General features: G+C 70.8%; 15 protein-coding genes. 13 read left to right on the top strand and 2 right to left on the bottom strand.

The features are described from left to right. Window positions 1-2 precede the first annotated feature (2 nt). From OGH68_RS06195 to OGH68_RS06180, 4 genes are all read left to right on the top strand, one after another. Window positions 3-710: an MBL fold metallo-hydrolase gene (locus OGH68_RS06195; RefSeq protein WP_264242303.1), complete on the top strand. Its 708-nt coding sequence runs from the start codon at window positions 3-5 to the stop codon at window positions 708-710. A 13-nt stretch (window positions 711-723) separates the two neighbouring features. Beyond that, window positions 724-1,986 carry a histidine--tRNA ligase gene (gene hisS / locus OGH68_RS06190; RefSeq protein ID WP_264242302.1) on the top strand — a complete coding sequence of 421 codons (1,263 nt, stop codon included), beginning with the start codon at window positions 724-726 and terminating at the stop codon, window positions 1,984-1,986. 172 nt (window positions 1,987-2,158) lie between these two features. Next, complete coding sequence (locus OGH68_RS06185; RefSeq protein ID WP_264242301.1) at window positions 2,159-2,806, top strand: vitamin K epoxide reductase family protein; 648 nt, start codon at window positions 2,159-2,161, stop codon at window positions 2,804-2,806. A gap of 70 nt (window positions 2,807-2,876) precedes the next feature. Then, window positions 2,877-4,235 (top strand): replication-associated recombination protein A, encoded by a 1,359-nt coding sequence (locus OGH68_RS06180; RefSeq protein ID WP_264242300.1) that lies wholly within the window; start codon window positions 2,877-2,879, stop codon window positions 4,233-4,235. A 40-nt stretch (window positions 4,236-4,275) separates the two neighbouring features. On the opposite strand, the gene OGH68_RS06175 is transcribed toward OGH68_RS06180, so the two are convergent. Further along, a complete protein-coding gene (locus OGH68_RS06175) occupies window positions 4,276-4,971 on the bottom strand; it encodes a DUF2470 domain-containing protein (RefSeq protein WP_264242299.1) in 696 nt (231 codons plus the stop codon). A 188-nt stretch (window positions 4,972-5,159) separates the two neighbouring features. Between OGH68_RS06175 and rpsD the strand changes: the two genes are divergently transcribed. Then, complete coding sequence (gene rpsD, locus OGH68_RS06170) at window positions 5,160-5,774, top strand: 30S ribosomal protein S4 (RefSeq protein WP_100106216.1); 615 nt, start codon at window positions 5,160-5,162, stop codon at window positions 5,772-5,774. Window positions 5,775-5,826: 52 nt separating this feature from the next. Here the strand turns inward: rpsD and OGH68_RS06165 are convergent, their stop codons facing one another. Beyond that, window positions 5,827-7,977, bottom strand: coding sequence for an ATP-binding protein (locus tag OGH68_RS06165; RefSeq protein WP_264242298.1), 2,151 nt, complete (start codon window positions 7,975-7,977; stop codon window positions 5,827-5,829). A 155-nt stretch (window positions 7,978-8,132) separates the two neighbouring features. Here OGH68_RS06165 and OGH68_RS06160 point away from each other — a divergent pair, with 155 nt between their 5' ends. From OGH68_RS06160 to aroC, 8 genes are all read left to right on the top strand, one after another. Then, entirely contained in the window at window positions 8,133-8,564 is a 432-nt protein-coding gene (locus OGH68_RS06160; protein ID WP_264242297.1) for a DUF948 domain-containing protein, read from the top strand. Between the two features lie 3 nt (window positions 8,565-8,567). Further along, window positions 8,568-8,987 carry a DUF6167 family protein gene (locus OGH68_RS06155; protein ID WP_264242296.1) on the top strand — a complete coding sequence of 140 codons (420 nt, stop codon included), beginning with the start codon at window positions 8,568-8,570 and terminating at the stop codon, window positions 8,985-8,987. Continuing rightward, window positions 8,987-11,656 (top strand): alanine--tRNA ligase, encoded by a 2,670-nt coding sequence (alaS, locus tag OGH68_RS06150; RefSeq protein ID WP_264242295.1) that lies wholly within the window; start codon window positions 8,987-8,989, stop codon window positions 11,654-11,656. Before OGH68_RS06155 ends, alaS begins: the two co-directional genes overlap by 1 nt. Further along, complete coding sequence (gene ruvX, locus OGH68_RS06145) at window positions 11,656-12,126, top strand: Holliday junction resolvase RuvX (protein ID WP_413470942.1); 471 nt, start codon at window positions 11,656-11,658, stop codon at window positions 12,124-12,126. The genes alaS and ruvX overlap by 1 nt, the downstream gene beginning before the upstream one ends. A 102-nt stretch (window positions 12,127-12,228) precedes the next feature. After that, entirely contained in the window at window positions 12,229-13,977 is a 1,749-nt protein-coding gene (gene mltG / locus OGH68_RS06140) for an endolytic transglycosylase MltG (protein WP_264242294.1), read from the top strand. Next, window positions 13,977-14,807: a shikimate dehydrogenase gene (locus tag OGH68_RS06135; protein ID WP_264242292.1), complete on the top strand. Its 831-nt coding sequence runs from the start codon at window positions 13,977-13,979 to the stop codon at window positions 14,805-14,807. The genes mltG and OGH68_RS06135 overlap by 1 nt, the downstream gene beginning before the upstream one ends. A 39-nt stretch (window positions 14,808-14,846) precedes the next feature. Beyond that, window positions 14,847-15,176, top strand: coding sequence for a hypothetical protein (locus OGH68_RS06130; RefSeq protein ID WP_264242291.1), 330 nt, complete (start codon window positions 14,847-14,849; stop codon window positions 15,174-15,176). A 172-nt stretch (window positions 15,177-15,348) separates the two neighbouring features. Further along, window positions 15,349-16,533 (top strand): chorismate synthase, encoded by a 1,185-nt coding sequence (gene aroC / locus OGH68_RS06125; RefSeq protein WP_264242290.1) that lies wholly within the window; start codon window positions 15,349-15,351, stop codon window positions 16,531-16,533. Window positions 16,534-16,535 lie beyond the last annotated feature (2 nt).

Genomic DNA, 16,535 nt, shown 5'->3' with positions numbered 1-16,535 from the left:
TCGTGCTTATTGCCGGGTTCCCCGCCGGGGCCTGGGGGACCAACTGCTACCTGGTCGCCCCGGCCGCAGGCGAGGAGTGCGTGATCATCGACCCGGGCCACCAGGCCACCGAGGGTGTCGAGGAAGCGCTGAAGAAGCATCGGCTCAAGCCCGTCGCGGTCGTCCTCACCCATGGCCACATCGACCACGTGGCCTCCGTCGTCCCCGTCTGCGGTGCCCACGACGTACCGGCCTGGATCCACCCCGAGGACCGCTACATGATGAGCGACCCGGAGAAGGCCCTCGGGCGCTCCATCGGGATGCCTCTGATGGGCGAGCTCACCGTGGGCGAACCGGACGACGTCAAGGAGCTGACCGACGGTGCCGCGCTGAACCTGGCCGGCCTCGAATTCTCCGTCTCCCATGCGCCCGGCCATACCAAGGGGTCGGTGACCTTCAAGATGCCCGAGTCCGCGGACGTCCCGTCCGTCTTCTTCTCGGGCGACCTGCTGTTCGCCGGCTCCATCGGACGCACGGACCTGCCCGGCGGCGACATGGAAGAGATGCTCGAGTCGCTGGCACGGGTGTGCCTGCCGCTCGACGACTCGACCGTGGTGCTGTCCGGCCACGGCCCCCAGACGACCATCGGCCGTGAGCGCGCCACCAACCCGTATCTGCGCGAGGTGGCCGCCGGCCTCGGGAGCATGGACGCTCCCCGACGAGGAATGTGACGAGAGAATCCCCGTGAGCACCTTCAAGGCCCCCAAGGGCACGTACGACCTGATCCCGCCGCGCTCCGCGGTGTACCTCGCGGTGCGCGAGGCGATCTCGGCCCCGCTGAAGAACTCCGGCTACGGCTACATCGAGACCCCCGGTTTCGAGAGCGTCGAGCTGTTCGCGCGCGGTGTCGGTGAGTCGACCGACATCGTCACCAAGGAGATGTACACGCTCACCACCAAGGGCGGCGATCAGCTGGCCCTGCGCCCCGAGGGCACCGCGTCCGTGCTGCGCGCGGCGCTCGAGGCCAACCTGCACAAGGCCGGGAACCTTCCGGTGAAGCTTTGGTACTCGGGCTCGTACTACCGCTACGAGCGCCCGCAGGCCGGCCGCTACCGGCACTTCTCCCAGGTCGGCGCCGAGGCGATCGGCGCCGAGGACCCGGCGCTGGACGCCGAGTTGATCATCCTGGCCGACCAGGCGTACCGCACGCTGGGACTGCGCAACTTCCGCATCCTGCTCAACTCGCTCGGGGACAGCACCTGCCGGCCCGTGTACCGCGAGGCGCTCCAGACCTTCCTGCGCGACCTCGACCTGGACGAGGACACCCGTCGGCGTATCGAGATCAACCCGCTGCGGGTCCTCGACGACAAGCGCGACGCGGTGCAGAAGCAGCTGGTCGGCGCGCCGATGCTGCGCGACTACCTGTGCGACGCGTGCAAGACGTACCACGAGCAGGTGCGGGAACTGCTGACCGCGGCGGGCGTGGTCTTCGAGGACGACGAGAAGCTGGTGCGCGGCCTCGACTACTACACCCGTACGACCTTCGAGTTCGTCCACGACGGTCTCGGCTCGCAGTCCGCGGTGGGCGGCGGCGGCCGCTACGACGGACTGTCCGAGATGATCGGCGGCCCCGCGCTCCCGTCCGTCGGCTGGGCCCTCGGTGTGGACCGCACGGTCCTGGCCCTGGAGGCGGAGGGCGTCGAGCTCGACATCCCGGCTGCCACCAGCGTGTTCGCGGTGCCGTTGGGCGACGAGGCGCGGCGCGTGCTGTTCGGCGTCGTGACCGAGCTGCGCAAGGCGGGTGTCGCGACCGACTTCTCGTACGGCGGGAAGGGCCTCAAGGGCGCGATGAAGAACGCCAACCGCAGCGGCGCCCGCTACACGATCGTCGCCGGCGAGCGCGACCTCGCCGAGGGCGTGGTCCAGCTCAAGGACATGGAGTCCGGCGAGCAGGAGCCGGTGGCGCTCGCCGAACTGGTGACCCAGCTGCGGGCCAGGCTCGGCTGACGCACTGCGCGTGCGGGGGCCCGGGGCGGGCAACTGCCCCGGGCCCCCGCTGTGTTGTGCGCCGAAGCAGCCTCCTCCTTCGGATGCCCTTATGCGGATCGAACGGAGGAAGGCCGCCCCGGTACGGCACAATGACCCTGCCCGACGGACCAGCGAGCGACGGAACAGCGATATGACGACTGCAGCAGTTGACGGCGTGTCCTCCGACCACGGTGTGCCCGACGGCGTCCGCCGCGTCGGCGGCAGCCGCGGGCTTGCCTGGCTGCTCGTCGTCACGGGCGCCGCCGGGGTGCTGGCCGCGTGGGTCATCACGATCGACAAGTTCAAGATCCTCGAGGCGAAGGTCGCCGGGACCACCTTCACGCCCGGCTGCAGCCTCAACCCGGTGGTCTCCTGCGGCAGCGTCATGGAGAGCGACCAGGCGTCCGTCTTCGGCTTCCCCAACCCGATGCTGGGGCTCGTCACCTACGGCATCGTCATCTGCGTCGGCATGAGCCTGCTGGCCGGGGCGCGGTTCCCCCGCTGGTACTGGCTGACGTTCAACGCGGGCACGCTCTTCGGCGTCGGCTTCTGCACCTGGCTGATGCAGCAGTCGCTGTACGAGATCAACGCTCTCTGCCTGTGGTGCTGCCTGGCCTGGGTCGCCACGATCCTCATGTTCTGGTACGTGACCTCGCACAACGTCCGCCACGGGCTGCTGCCCGCCCCCACGTGGGTGCGCGGCTTCCTCGACGAGTTCACCTGGGTGGTGCCGGTCCTGCACATCGGCGTGATCGGGATGCTGATCCTGACCCGCTGGTGGGACTTCTGGACCAGCTGACCGGGACCAGGCCTGCCGGGACCCGTGACCGGGACCGGCGCTGTCAGTGGGCTGGCATAGGCTTCACAGCGTGGAGCCCGACCTCTTTACCGCCGCAGCCGAAGAACGCCAGGAGAAGGACCCGACCAGCAGCCCGCTGGCGGTCCGGATGCGTCCGCGCACCCTGGACGAGGTGGTCGGCCAGCAGCATCTGCTCAAGCCCGGATCACCGCTGCGCCGCCTGGTCGGCGAGGGCGGGGGAGGAGGGCCGGCCGGCGTCTCGTCGGTGATCCTCTGGGGCCCGCCCGGCACCGGCAAGACCACGCTCGCCTATGTCGTCTCCAGGGCGACCAACAAGCGCTTCGTCGAACTCTCCGCGATCACCGCGGGTGTCAAGGAGGTCCGCGCGGTCATCGAGGGCGCGAAGCGCGCCGCAGGCGGCTTCGGCAAGGAGACGGTCCTCTTCCTCGACGAGATCCACCGTTTCTCCAAGGCCCAGCAGGACTCCCTGCTGCCGGCCGTCGAGAACCGATGGGTCACGCTGATCGCGGCCACCACGGAGAATCCGTACTTCTCGGTGATCTCGCCCCTGCTCTCCCGCTCGTTGCTCCTCACGCTGGAGTCCCTCACCGACGACGACGTCCGAGGTCTGCTGCGCCGTGCGCTCACGGAGGACCGCGGTCTCGGCGGCACCGTCTCGCTTCCCGAGGAGGCGGAGGCGCATCTGCTGCGCATCGCGGGCGGCGACGCCCGCAGGGCGCTGACCGCCCTGGAGGCCGCGGCGGGCGCGGCCCTGGACAAGGGCGAGGGCGCCGTCAGCCTCCTGACCGTGGAGGAGACCGTCGACCGGGCGGCCGTGAAGTACGACCGCGACGGCGATCAGCACTACGACGTCGCCAGTGCGCTCATCAAGTCGATTCGCGGCTCCGACGTGGACGCGGCGCTGCACTATCTGGCCCGGATGATCGAGGCGGGGGAGGACCCGCGGTTCATCGCCCGGAGGCTGATGATCTCGGCGAGCGAGGACATCGGACTGGCCGACCCGACCGCTCTGCCGACGGCGGTGGCGGCGGCCCAGGCCGTCGCCATGATCGGCTTCCCCGAGGCGGCCCTGACCCTCAGCCATGCCACCATCGCCCTGGCGCTCGCCCCGAAGTCGAACGCGGCGACGACGGCGATCTCCGCCGCCCGGCAGGACGTGCGCGACGGCCTCGCGGGCCCGGTGCCGCCGCATCTGCGCGACGGCCACTACAAGGGTGCGGCCAAGCTCGGCCACGCCCAGGGCTATGTGTATCCGCACGACGTCCCGGGCGCCATCGCCGCCCAGCAGTACGCCCCTGACGCCGTGCACGGCCGGCGGTACTACGAGCCGACGCGCTACGGCGCGGAGGCGCGGTACGCGGACGTGGTGGAGAAGGTGCGCGAGCACCTGCGCGGCGACGGCGACTGACCGGCGCCGGCCGGTCGGGCGCGCGCCCCGCCGTCCCGTGTCAGGCGGCCGCGGCCTCGAAGAGGGTGTGCATGGCGCGGCGCAGCTCCGTGATGTCCGCCACCGGCGCGGGGAAGTCGAAGCGTGCGTCGAAGCAGCGTTCGCCGGTGAACCGCACCCGGAGCCCGAAGCGGTCCAGCGCCAGCGGCACGGCCCGCCGCCCGGCCGCTTCCTGAAGTCGTCCCCGCTCGCCGAGCAGGGAGCCGAGCGCCTGCACCTGGTCGCTGTGGGCCGAGGCGAGGTGCTGCAGCAGCTCGGTCTCGTGGGCCACGAGAGGATCGGCGGACGCGCTCGCGAACGCCTCGGGCTCCACGTGCGAGGCGCCCCACAGGTCGTCGACCTCCGCTTCGCCTACCTCCAGCCGGAGCATCATGTACCCGGGTTCGGTGGCGAGGCCCGGCACGCTGGTCAGCCGGCCGGAGACCCAGGCGCGCCCCCGGATACGGTTGGGCACGGCGACCGGCGCCACGTCGGTGATCTCCAGCACGGCGGAGAGCTCGTCGTCCTGGGCGTGGGTCGCGGCCCGTACGGCGGGGGAGTCGGCCGGGAACAGCAGGAAGACCTCGCCGTCGGTGCCGACGGCCCGGGCCTGCGGGCTCAGCTGCTCCGGCCGGGCCCCTTCGAGGCCGGGCACGAGCAGCACACTTGAGCATGTACTCTGTACGAGAGTTCGTGTGCGCTCGGCTGCTGACGGCATCCGAGTGATTTCAAGCCCGCTGGGACGCGGCTGACCATGAGCTGATCGGACCTCCGTCACTTCGACGCTCGCAGAAGCGTCGGTGTTCTTCGTGCTGTCCGTGATGCGCTTGGTGTTCCCAGGGCGAGACATGCGATCTCCTTGAGTAAGGTGAGCCTAACCTAACCTACAACGGAGGTCTGGAGAACGTGCCTAACCAGTCGCGTCCCAAGGTCAAGAAGTCGCGTGCGCTCGGTATTGCGCTGACGCCGAAGGCTGTCAAGTACTTCGAAGCCCGCCCCTACCCGCCGGGCGAGCACGGCCGTGGCCGCAAGCAGAACTCGGACTACAAGGTGCGTCTGCTCGAGAAGCAGCGCCTGCGCGCGCAGTACGACATCAGCGAGAAGCAGATGGCCCGCGCCTACGACCGCGCCCGCAAGGCCGAGGGCAAGACGGGCGAGGCCCTGGTCATCGAGCTCGAGCGTCGTCTCGACGCCCTGGTCCTGCGTTCCGGCATCGCCCGCACCATCTACCAGGCCCGTCAGATGGTCGTCCACGGCCACATCGAGGTCAACGGTGGCAAGGTCGACAAGCCGTCGTTCCGCGTGCGCCCCGACGATGTCGTGATGGTCCGCGAGCGCTCCCGTGAGAAGGCCCTGTTCCAGGTCGCTCGCGAGGGTGGCTTCGCCGCCGACGGTGAGACCCCGCGCTACCTGCAGGTCAACCTCAAGGCCCTGGCGTTCCGCCTGGACCGTGACCCGCAGCGCAAGGAAGTTCCGGTCATCTGCGACGAGCAGCTGGTCGTCGAGTACTACGCCCGCTGATCCGGGGGCCTCTTCCAGCGGCAGCGCTGGGGGAGTAGCCGCTCACAGCGCGTCAGCCCGCCGCTCCCCCGCCGTTCCCGGCGGGGGAGCCGGCGGGCTCCCGCGTTTCCGGAGGCTGCACCTGCTGCGGAACCACCGGCCGGGGCCGCGGTGGCTCCGGCGCCGACAGGGCCCGCCGCACCGCCGCATCGACACCGAGCGCGGCCCCCTCCCGTACACAGGCCTCGTAACGCTCGGCACCCAGCAGCGCGACGGCCTGCTCCTCGCACAGTGCCCGGGGCGCGCCGAGGTGGCCGGAACCCAACAGTGCCGGGCCCACCGAGCCCCAGACCGGGGCGGCCGCGCCCTGGAGCACCGCCGCCTCCGCCGGGTTCCCCTCGCTCGCCGTCACCAGGGCCAGCAGCTCCAAGGCGAGGACCAGTCCCACCAGGTCGTTGAACCGGTGGTCGATGGTGATGCACTCGCACAGCAGCGCACGCGCCCGCCGGTGCTCGCCCGCCGTCCAGGCCGCGTACGCCAGCACGTACAGCGCGTACGCACGGGTCCAGCGCTCGCCGTGTTCCTCGCAGACCCGGCCGACGTCCTCGCACAGCCCCACCGCCACGTCCAGCCGGTCCTGGAAGACGAGCGCCATGGCCAGTTCGACCCTGGCCATCAGGACGTTGCTGTTGAGTTCGCCCACCGCCTCGTACGAGGCGAGTGCCGAGCGCAGCAGCTCCTCGGCGCGGCCCGGCTCACCGGAGAGCAGCGCCAGACAGCCCTTGCGGTGCGTGGCATAGGCGGCGGCGAGCCGGTTGCCGGCGCGGTCCGCCCCCTCGGCGCACTCGTGCAGCGCACCCGCGGCCGCCGTGAAGTCGCCCTGCAGGATCGCCACATAGCCGAGCACCCACAGCGCCTTGAGCCTCGCGTCCGCGTGGCCCGGATCCGACTCCTGGGCCAGACACCGGTCCAGCCAGTGCCTGCCTTCCGCCAGCCGGCCGCAGCCGACCCAGTAGAACCACAGCGTGCCGGCCAGGTGCCGGCCCAGATGCGCCTCCCGCGGGTTGTCCAGACACAGCTCCAGCGCTGCCCGCAGATCGGGGAGCGCACTGTCGGCGCAGGCCGCCACCTCGGCCTGGCGGGGGCTGAACCATTCGAGCTCGCACCAGGTGGCGAGCCCCATGTACCAGTCGCGGTGACGTCTGCGCAGCCGCTCGGCGTCGCCGATCGCCTCCAGCCACTCGGCACCGTACGCGCGGACCGTGTCCAGCAAGCGGTAGCGCAGACCCGCGGGCGACTCCTCGCGGCGGACCACCGACTGGGCGACCAGCTCCGCCAGGACGTCCAGGATGCTGTCGACGGGCAGTTCGGGGCCACTGCAGATGTACTCGACCGCGTCCAGGTCGAACTGTCCGGCGAAGACGGACAGCCGGGCCCACAGGAGCCGCTCCTCGGGCGTGCACAGTTCATGGCTCCAGCCGATGGCGGTGCGCAGGGTCCGGTGGCGCGGCAGGGAGCCCCGGCAGCCCCCGGTGAGCAGGTCGAAACGGTCGTCGAGCCGGCGCAGCAACTGGTCGAGGCAGAGCACGGGCATGCGTCCGGCGGCGAGTTCGAGCGCCAGCGGAATGCCCTCGAGCCGGCGGCACACCTCGAGAACCGAGGCCCGGTCGGCGTCACCGCCGCGGAAGCCCGGGACCACCGCCGCCGCCCTGGCCGTGAACAGCTTCGCGGCATCGCCTTCCGTCATCGGGGCCAGGTCGAAAACCTGCTCCCCGTCGACCCGCAGCGGCCGGCGGCCGGCCGCGAGCACCCGCACACCCGGCGCGTGGCGCAGCAGGTCCCGTACGAGCCGGGCGCACGCGTCGACGAGGTGCTCGAAGCCGTCCAGGACGAGCAGCATGCGGCTGTCGGACAGTTCGTCCAGCAGGACCTCGTGAGGCGGCCTGCTGGTGTGGTCGGTGATGCCGAGCGACTCGGCGAGGGCGTGGGCGAGCAGGCCCGGATCGCGCAGCGGTGACAGTTCGCAGAGCCGGATCCCGTCGGTGTACCGATTCTGCACGGTCGCCGCCGCGTGCGACACCAGGCGTGACTTGCCGACACCGCCGACCCCGACGACAGTGACCAGCCGGGAGTCCTCGAGCGCTGCGGTCAGCGCGGTCAACTCGCTGCTGCGGCCCACGAACCGGTTCAGTTCCGCGGGAAGAGTGTGATGACGGCGTCGCATGGAACACGCAGCGTACTCGTGCGTAAGCAGTGCGTACAATCGCTCCGGGTGACTCCCCCTGTGCACCGGTAATGCGGTGCGGCCCGCCGCCTGGGGCGCGATAGGCTCGGAGGACGATTTCCGAGTACCCGTAGACGAGCAGAGAGCGGTGCGCAGTGACCGGTGGAGAGGTTGCCGGAATTCTGGTGGCCGTCTTCTGGGCGATCTTGGTCTCCTTCCTCGCCGTGGTGCTGGTGAGGCTGGCCCAGACGCTCAGGGCGACCACCGAACTCGTGGCGGACGTGACCGAACAGGCCGTGCCCCTGCTGGCCGACGCCTCCGCGACGGTCCGCTCCGCGCAGACCCAGCTCGACCGGGTGGACGCCATCGCGACGGACGTCCAGGAGGTCACCTCCAACGCCTCCGCGCTCTCCACGACGGTGGCCTCCACCTTCGGCGGCCCGCTGGTCAAGGTCGCCGCGTTCGGTTACGGCGTCCGCCGCGCCATGAGCCGCAAGGACGACGACAAGCCGGCCGGGCCGTCGCGCCGAGCCGTGATCGTCGGCCGTACCGTGCCGGGTGCCCGGCGCAAGGACCGGAAGGGCTGAGGCATGTTCCGCCGCACTTTCTGGTTCACCGCCGGCGCCGCAGCCGGTGTGTGGGCCACCACCAAGGTGAACCGCAAGCTCAAGCAGCTCACCCCCGAGAGCCTCGCCGCACAGGCCGCGAACAAGGCGGTCGACGCCGGCCACCGGCTGAAGGACTTCGCCCTCGACGTCAGGTCGGGCATGGTCCAGCGCGAAGGCGAACTCGCCGAGGTGCTGGGGCTGCGCGCGTCCGCGGACCCCGGACTCCCCGCGCAGCGGGGAAAGGCGGCGATCGGGCGGGGTGAGCCCGCGCAGATCACCTACCTGCACAGCAAGACGTCACACCACAAGCCTGCGCAGCACGACAGGCGTTCGAACACCGAGCCGTCGCACGGCGAAGAGCCCTACGACGACCACTCGTACAACCGGAATGAGGACCACTGATGGAGTCGGCTGAAATCCGCCGCCGCTGGCTGAGCTTCTTCGAGGAGCGCGGGCACACCGTCGTCCCTTCGGCGTCGGTCATCGCGGACGACCCGACTCTGCTCCTCGTCCCCGCGGGCATGGTCCCGTTCAAGCCGTACTTCCTCGGCGAGGTCAAGCCGCCCGCCCCGCGCGTGACCAGCGTGCAGAAGTGCGTGCGCACGCCCGACATCGAAGAGGTCGGCAAGACCACCCGGCACGGCACGTTCTTCCAGATGTGCGGCAACTTCTCGTTCGGCGACTACTTCAAGGAAGGCGCCATCGAGCTCGCCTGGGAGCTGCTCACCAGCCCCCAGGACAAGGGCGGTTACGGCCTCGACCCGGAGAAGCTCTGGATCACCGTCTACCTGGACGACGACGAGGCCGAGCAGATCTGGCGCGAGAAGATCGGTGTCCCCGCCGAGCGCATCCAGCGCCTCGGCAAGAAGGACAACTTCTGGTCCATGGGCGTCCCCGGCCCCTGCGGCCCGTGCTCCGAGATCAACTACGACCGCGGCCCGGAGTTCGGTGAGGAGGGCGGCCCCGCCGTCAACGACGAGCGCTACGTGGAGATCTGGAACCTGGTCTTCATGCAGTACGAGCGCGGCGCCGGCGACGGCAAGGAGGACTTCCCGATCCTCGGCGACCTGCCGTCGAAGAACATCGACACCGGTCTCGGCCTCGAGCGCCTCGCCATGATCCTGCAGGGCGTGCAGAACATGTACGAGACCGACACCCTGCGCGTCGTCATGGACAAGGCCACGGAGCTGACCGGCGTCCGCTACGGCGACAAGCACGACTCCGACGTCTCCCTGCGCGTGGTCGCCGACCACATCCGCACGTCCACGATGCTCATCGGCGACGGCGTCACCCCCGGCAACGAGGGCCGCGGCTACGTGCTGCGCCGCATCATGCGCCGTGCCATCCGCAACATGCGTCTGATGGGCGCCAACGGCCCGGTCGTGAAGGACCTCGTCGACGTCGTCATCGACACCATGGGGCAGCAGTACCCGGAGCTGATCACCGACCGCAAGCGGATCGAGACCGTCGCGCTCGCCGAGGAGGCCGCCTTCCTCAAGGCCCTCAAGGGCGGCACCAACATCCTGGACACCGCCGTCACGGAGACCAAGGCCGCCGGCGGCACCGTCCTCTCCGGCGACAAGGCGTTCCTGCTCCACGACACCTGGGGCTTCCCGATCGACCTCACCCTCGAGATGGCCGCCGAGCAGGGCCTGTCCGTGGACGAGGACGGCTTCCGCCGCCTGATGAAGGAGCAGCGGGACCGGGCCAAGGCCGACGCCAAGGCCAAGAAGACCGGCCACGCCAACCTCACCGCCTACCGCGAGATCGCCGACAGCTCGGGCAACACCGAGTTCACGGGCTACACCTCAACCGAGGGCGAGTCCACCGTCGTCGGCCTGCTCGTCGACGGCGTCTCCTCCCCGGCCGCCTCCGAGGGCGACGAGGTCGAGGTCGTCCTCGACCGCACCCCCTTCTACGCCGAGGGCGGCGGCCAGCTCGCCGACCAGGGCCGGATCAAGCTGCACTCCGGGGCCGTCATCCAGGTCCGCGACGTGCAGCAGCCCGTCCCCGGCGTCAGCGTCCACAAGGGTGTCGTCCAGGTCGGCGAGGTGACCGTCGGCGCCTCCGCCTACGCCGTCATCGACGTACGCCGCCGCCGGGCCATCGCCCGCGCCCACAGCGCCACCCACCTGACCCACCAGGCGCTGCGCGACGCCCTCGGCCCGACGGCCGCCCAGGCCGGCTCGGAGAACTCCCCGGGCCGCTTCCGCTTCGACTTCGGCTCGCCGAACGCCGTCCCCGGCACGGTACTCACCGACGTCGAGCAGAAGATCAACGAAGTCCTCGCCCGCGAACTCGACGTGCACGCCGAGGTGATGAGCATCGACGAGGCCAAGAAGCAGGGCGCCATCGCCGAGTTCGGCGAGAAGTACGGCGAGCGGGTGCGCGTCGTGACCATCGGCGACTTCTCCAAGGAGCTGTGCGGCGGCACGCACGTCCACAACACCGCCCAGCTGGGTCTGGTGAAGCTGCTCGGCGAGTCGTCCATCGGCTCCGGTGTCCGCCGTGTCGAGGCCCTGGTCGGCGTCGACGCGTACAACTTCCTCGCCAAGGAGCACACGGTCGTCGCCCAGCTCCAGGAGCTGGTCAAGGGCCGTTCCGAGGAACTGCCGGAGAAGATCGCCGCCATGCTCGGCAAGCTGAAGGACGCCGAGAAGGAGATCGAGAAGTTCCGCGCGGAGAAGGTGCTCGGCGCCGCCGCCGGTCTCGCCCAGGGCGCCAAGGACGTCCGCGGCGTCGCCCTGGTGACGGGCACGGTGCCGGACGGCACCTCCGCCGACGACCTGCGCAAGCTGGTCCTCGACGTCCGCGGCCGCATTCCGGGTGACCGTCCGGCCGTCGTCGCCGTGTTCACCACGGCGAACGGGCGTCCGCTGACCGTCATCGCCACCAACGAGGCCGCCCGCGAGCGCGGTCTCAAGGCCGGCGACCTGGTCCGTACCGCCGCCAAGACCCTCGGCGGCGGCGGAGGCGGCAAGCCGGACGTCGCCCAGGGCGGCGGCCAGAACCCGGACGCCATCGGCGACGCCGTGGCCGCCGTCGAGCGCCTCGTCGCCGAGACCGCCTGATGACCATGCGCAGAGGGCGTCGGCTCGCGATCGACGTCGGGGACGCCCGGATCGGGGTCGCCTCGTGCGACCCCGACGGGCTCCTCGCCACACCGGTGGAGACCGTGCCGGGACGCGACGTCCCGGCCGCCCACCGGCGGCTGCGCCAACTCGTCGAGGAGTACGAGCCGATCGAGATCGTGGTCGGTCTGCCCCGCTCGCTCAGCGGACGGGAAGGGCCGGCGGCGAAGAAGATCCGGAGCTTCGCACAGACGCTCGCCCAGGGCGTCAAACCGGTACCGGTCCGCCTCGTCGACGAGAGGATGACCACAGTGACGGCCACTCAGGGGCTGCGCGCTTCGGGCGTGAAGTCCAAAAAGGGGAGGTCCGTCATCGACCAGGCTGCCGCTGTGGTGATCCTTCAGAACGCTCTGGAGTCCGAACGGGCGTCAGGCACTGCCCCGGGCGAGGGCGTCGAACCGATTGTCTGATCGCGATACGGTAACGTTCCGCGCGATGCGGCGGTGTTCGAACAGCCGCCGCACAGAGAAGAGGCGGATCGTTTCGCACCGTCTCGCGGCCCTAGGGGATCGATGACTGAGTATGGCCGGGGCCCCGGCTCCGAACCGTGGCACCCCGAGGACCCCCTCTACGGGGACCAGGGATGGGGAGGACAGCAGGCCGCGGCCGGCCACGCTCAGTACGGCGACCAGGCCCAGCAGCAGTATCCGCAGCAGGACCCGTACGCCCAGGAGCAGTACGCCCAGGCGCAGTACGGCCACCAGCAGGGCGGACAGCAACTGGGCGGAGAGCAGTACCAGGACCCGTATCAGCAGCCCGGCGGACAGCAGCAGTACCACGATCCGTACCAGCAGCAGGGCGGACAGCAGCAGTACCAGCAGCAGCACTACGACGGCGGCTGGGAGACCGGCCGGCAGGCGCCCGTTCCGTACGGGGACGACCCGTCGGCCACCTACGGCGGCCAGCCGGACGGCTACGCGCCCCAGCAGCAGGCCGACTACTACGGCACGTCCGAGGCCTACCCGCCGCCGCAGCCCCCGGGCCGGCGGCAGGCCGAGCCGGAACCGGCCACCGACTGGGAGGCCGAGGCCCGGCAGGAGGAGACCCACCCCTTCTTCACCGGCGCGGACGACGATGACCAAACCCGTGACGACCGCGACGACCCCGACGACGACCCGCGCGAGCCGCGCGGTGGCGGCGACGGCCGCGACCGCCGCGGCAAGGGCAAGACCAAGAAGAAGGGCGGCCGCAACGGCCTGGCCTGCCTGGTGGTCGCCGCGGTCCTCGTGGGCGGCCTCGGGGCCGTCGGCTACTTCGGCTACCAGTTCGTCCAGGGCCAGTTCGGCGAGCCTGAGGACTACGAGGGCACCGGCATCGCCACGACCGTCGAGGTGACGATCCCCAAGGGCGCCACCGGCAGCGAGATCGGCAACATCCTCAAGAAGCACGGCGTGGTCAAGAGCGTCGACGCGTTCATCTCCGCCCAGATCAAGAACCCCAAGGGCGGCACCATTCAGGACGGCGTCTACCTCCTGAAGAAGGAGCAGTCGGCGAAGAGCGCGGTCGAGTCGATGCTGAACCCGGCCAGCCGCAACAACCTGACGATTCCCGAGGGCTGGCGGAACGCGAAGGTCTACGAGCGGATCGACAAGCGCCTCGAACTCAAGGCAGGCACCACCGAGAAGGTCGCGGAGGAGAAGGCGGACAGCCTCGGCCTGCCTGACTGGGCCAAGAACCATGAGGACGTCAAGGACCCCCTGGAAGGCTTCCTCTTCCCCGCCGCGTACCCGGTCTCCAAGGACGACAAGCCCGAGTCGGTCCTCAAGAAGATGGTCGCCCGCGCCGACGCGGAGTACGAGAAGGTCGACCTCGAGTCGAAGGCCGAGGGTCTCGGTCTCGAAGGCCCCTGGCAGCTGCTCACGCTCGCCAGCCTGGTCCAGGTCGAGGGGAAGACGCACGACGACTTCCGCAAGATGTCCGAGGTCATCTACAACCGTCTCAAGCCCGACAACACGGAGACGAACCAGCTGCTGCAGTTCGACTCCGCGTTCAACTACCTCAAGGGTCAGAGCAAGATCGACATCTCTGAGGACGAGATCAACAGCAACCAGGACCCGTACAACACGTACACCCAGAGGGGTCTGACCCCGGGGCCCATCAGCAACCCCGGCAACGAGGCCCTGACGGCGGCCCTCAATCCGACGGACGACGGCTGGCTCTACTTCGTGGCGACCGACGGGATGAAGAAGACCGAGTTCGCCAAGACGCTCGCCGAACACCAGAAGCTGGTGGACAAGTTCAACGACTCGCGGGGCAACTGATGACTCCGTCCCGCAACCGCGCAGCGGTGCTCGGCTCGCCCATCGCGCACTCTCTCTCCCCGGTGCTGCACCGCGCCGCTTATGCCGCGCTCGGCCTGACCGCCTGGTCCTACGACCGGTTCGAGGTCGACGAGGCCGCGCTGCCCGGGTTCGTCGCCGGGCTGGACGCGACCTGGGCCGGACTGTCGCTGACCATGCCGCTGAAGCGGGCGATCATCCCGCTGCTCGACGGGATCAGCGACACGGCGGCCTCCGTCGAGGCCGTCAACACGGTGGTGTTCACCGAGGACGGCCGCCGTCTCGGCGACAACACCGACATCCCCGGGATGATCGCCGCGCTGCGGGAGCGCGGCGTCGAGAAGGTGGACTCCGCCGGGATCCTCGGCGCCGGCGCCACCGCGTCCTCTGCGCTCGCCGCCCTCGCCCGTGTCTGCACCGGCCCCGTCACCGCGTATGTGCGCAGTGAGGCCCGGGCCGCCGAGATGCGCGGCTGGGGCGAGCGCCTCGGGGTGGACGTGCGCATCGCGGACTGGTCGGACGCGCCCGAGGCGCTGCGCGCCCCGCTGGTGATCGCCACGACGCCCGCCGGTACGACGGACGCCCTCGCCGACCAGATCCCAGCCGCTCCCGGCACCCTCTTCGACGTGCTGTACGAACCGTGGCCGACGGCCCTCGCGGCGGCCTGGTCGGGCAACGGCGGCAGGGTCGTGGGAGGACTCGACCTCCTCGTCCACCAGGCGGTGTTCCAGGTCGAGCGGATGACGGGCCGCTCACCGGCACCTTTGCGGGAGATGCGGGCAGCAGGCGAACAGGCGCTCGGTTCCCGCTAGGATCTCCTGGTTCCGACAGAGCGCTGGGGGAGAGCAGTCATGGACACCGGCACGCCGCAGGCGTCGATCCTGAAGAACGTCTTCGAGGGGCTGATCCAGTTCCTGCCCGACTGGCTGGAGATCCCGCTCCTGTGCCTGCTCCTCGCGGTGATCCTGTTCGGGTGGGTGCAGTCGATCCGGGGGAGGGTCGCCCGGCGGCGTGCCGCCAGGGCCCCGCAGCCCGTTCCCCCGCCGCCGGGCGGCCAGGGACGTGGCGCCGACCACCTCGGTCCGTACGCCCCCACCGCCGCCCAGCCCACGCCGCACACGCCGAGCGGGGCGGACTTCCTCGGCCCGTACGCCCCGGCGCAGCGCCGCGACGGCGACTGACCAGCGTCCTTCGCGGGCTCCGTCGGCCGTCCGTCGGCTGTCCGTCCGACGTCCGCCTGCTGGACCGGCGACCGAGTTGTGGCCCGGGACGTGGGAGGATCGGAGCAGGCGGGCCAGGGCCGCGCACCCGGTCGCGCCGTCGCAGTTCGAGGCGCGAGCATGAGGAGCACCGTTGAGCAGGTTGCGTTGGCTGACCGCGGGCGAGTCGCACGGACCCGCACTGGTGGCGACGCTGGAGGGTCTTCCCGCCGGTGTGCCCATCACCACCGACATGGTGGCGGACCATCTCGCCCGGCGGCGCCTCGGCTATGGGCGCGGTGCCCGGATGAAGTTCGAGCGTGACGAGGTCACCTTCCTCGGGGGTGTGCGCCACGGTCTGACCATGGGGTCGCCGGTGGCCGTCATGGTCGGCAACACCGAGTGGCCGAAGTGGGAGAAGGTCATGGCGGCCGACCCCGTCGACCCCGACGAGCTGGCCCAGCTCGCCCGCAACGCGCCGCTGACCCGGCCCCGGCCCGGTCACGCCGACCTCGCCGGCATGCAGAAGTACGCGCTCGAAGAGGCGCGCCCGATCCTGGAGCGCGCGAGCGCCCGGGAGACCGCGGCACGCGTCGCGCTCGGCGCGGTGGCCCGGTCGTACCTGAAGGAGACGACGGGCATCGAGATCGTCTCCCACGTGGTGGAGCTGGCCGCGGCCAAGGCGCCGTACGGGGTGGTCCCCGTCCCCGCCGACGAGGAACGCCTCGACGCGGACCCGGTGCGCTGCCTCGACGCCGACGCGAGCAAGGCGATGGTCGCCGAGATCGACCAGGCCCACAAGGACGGCGACACCCTCGGCGGCGTGGTCGAGGTCCTGGCGTACAACGTGCCGGTCGGCCTCGGATCGCACGTCCACTGGGACCGCCGGCTCGACGCGCGCCTCGCGGCCGCCCTGATGGGCATCCAGGCCATCAAGGGCGTCGAGGTCGGCGACGGCTTCGAGCTGGCGCGGGTGCCCGGCTCCAAGGCTCACGACGAGATCGTCCCCACCGACGAGGGCGTCCGCCGCACGTCCGGTCGCTCCGGCGGCACCGAGGGCGGCATGACCACCGGTGAGCTGCTGCGCGTCCGCGCCGCGATGAAGCCGATCGCGACCGTGCCGCGGGCCCTGAAGACCATCGACGTCGAGACGGGCGAGCCCGCGGCGGCCCACCACCAGCGTTCCGACGTGTGCGCCGTGCCCGCCGCGGGCATCGTGGCCGAGGCGATGGTGGCCCTCGTCCTCGCGGACGCCGTCGCCGAGAAGTTCGGCGGCGACAGCGTCACCGAGACGCGCCGCAACGTCCGCGGTTACCTCGACAACCTCCACATCCGGTGAGC

The organism is Streptomyces peucetius, assembly GCF_025854275.1.
In the GTDB taxonomy this organism is placed as follows: Bacteria; Actinomycetota; Actinomycetes; order Streptomycetales; family Streptomycetaceae; genus Streptomyces; species Streptomyces peucetius_A.
This window is presented reverse-complemented; position numbering and strand designations above follow the sequence as displayed.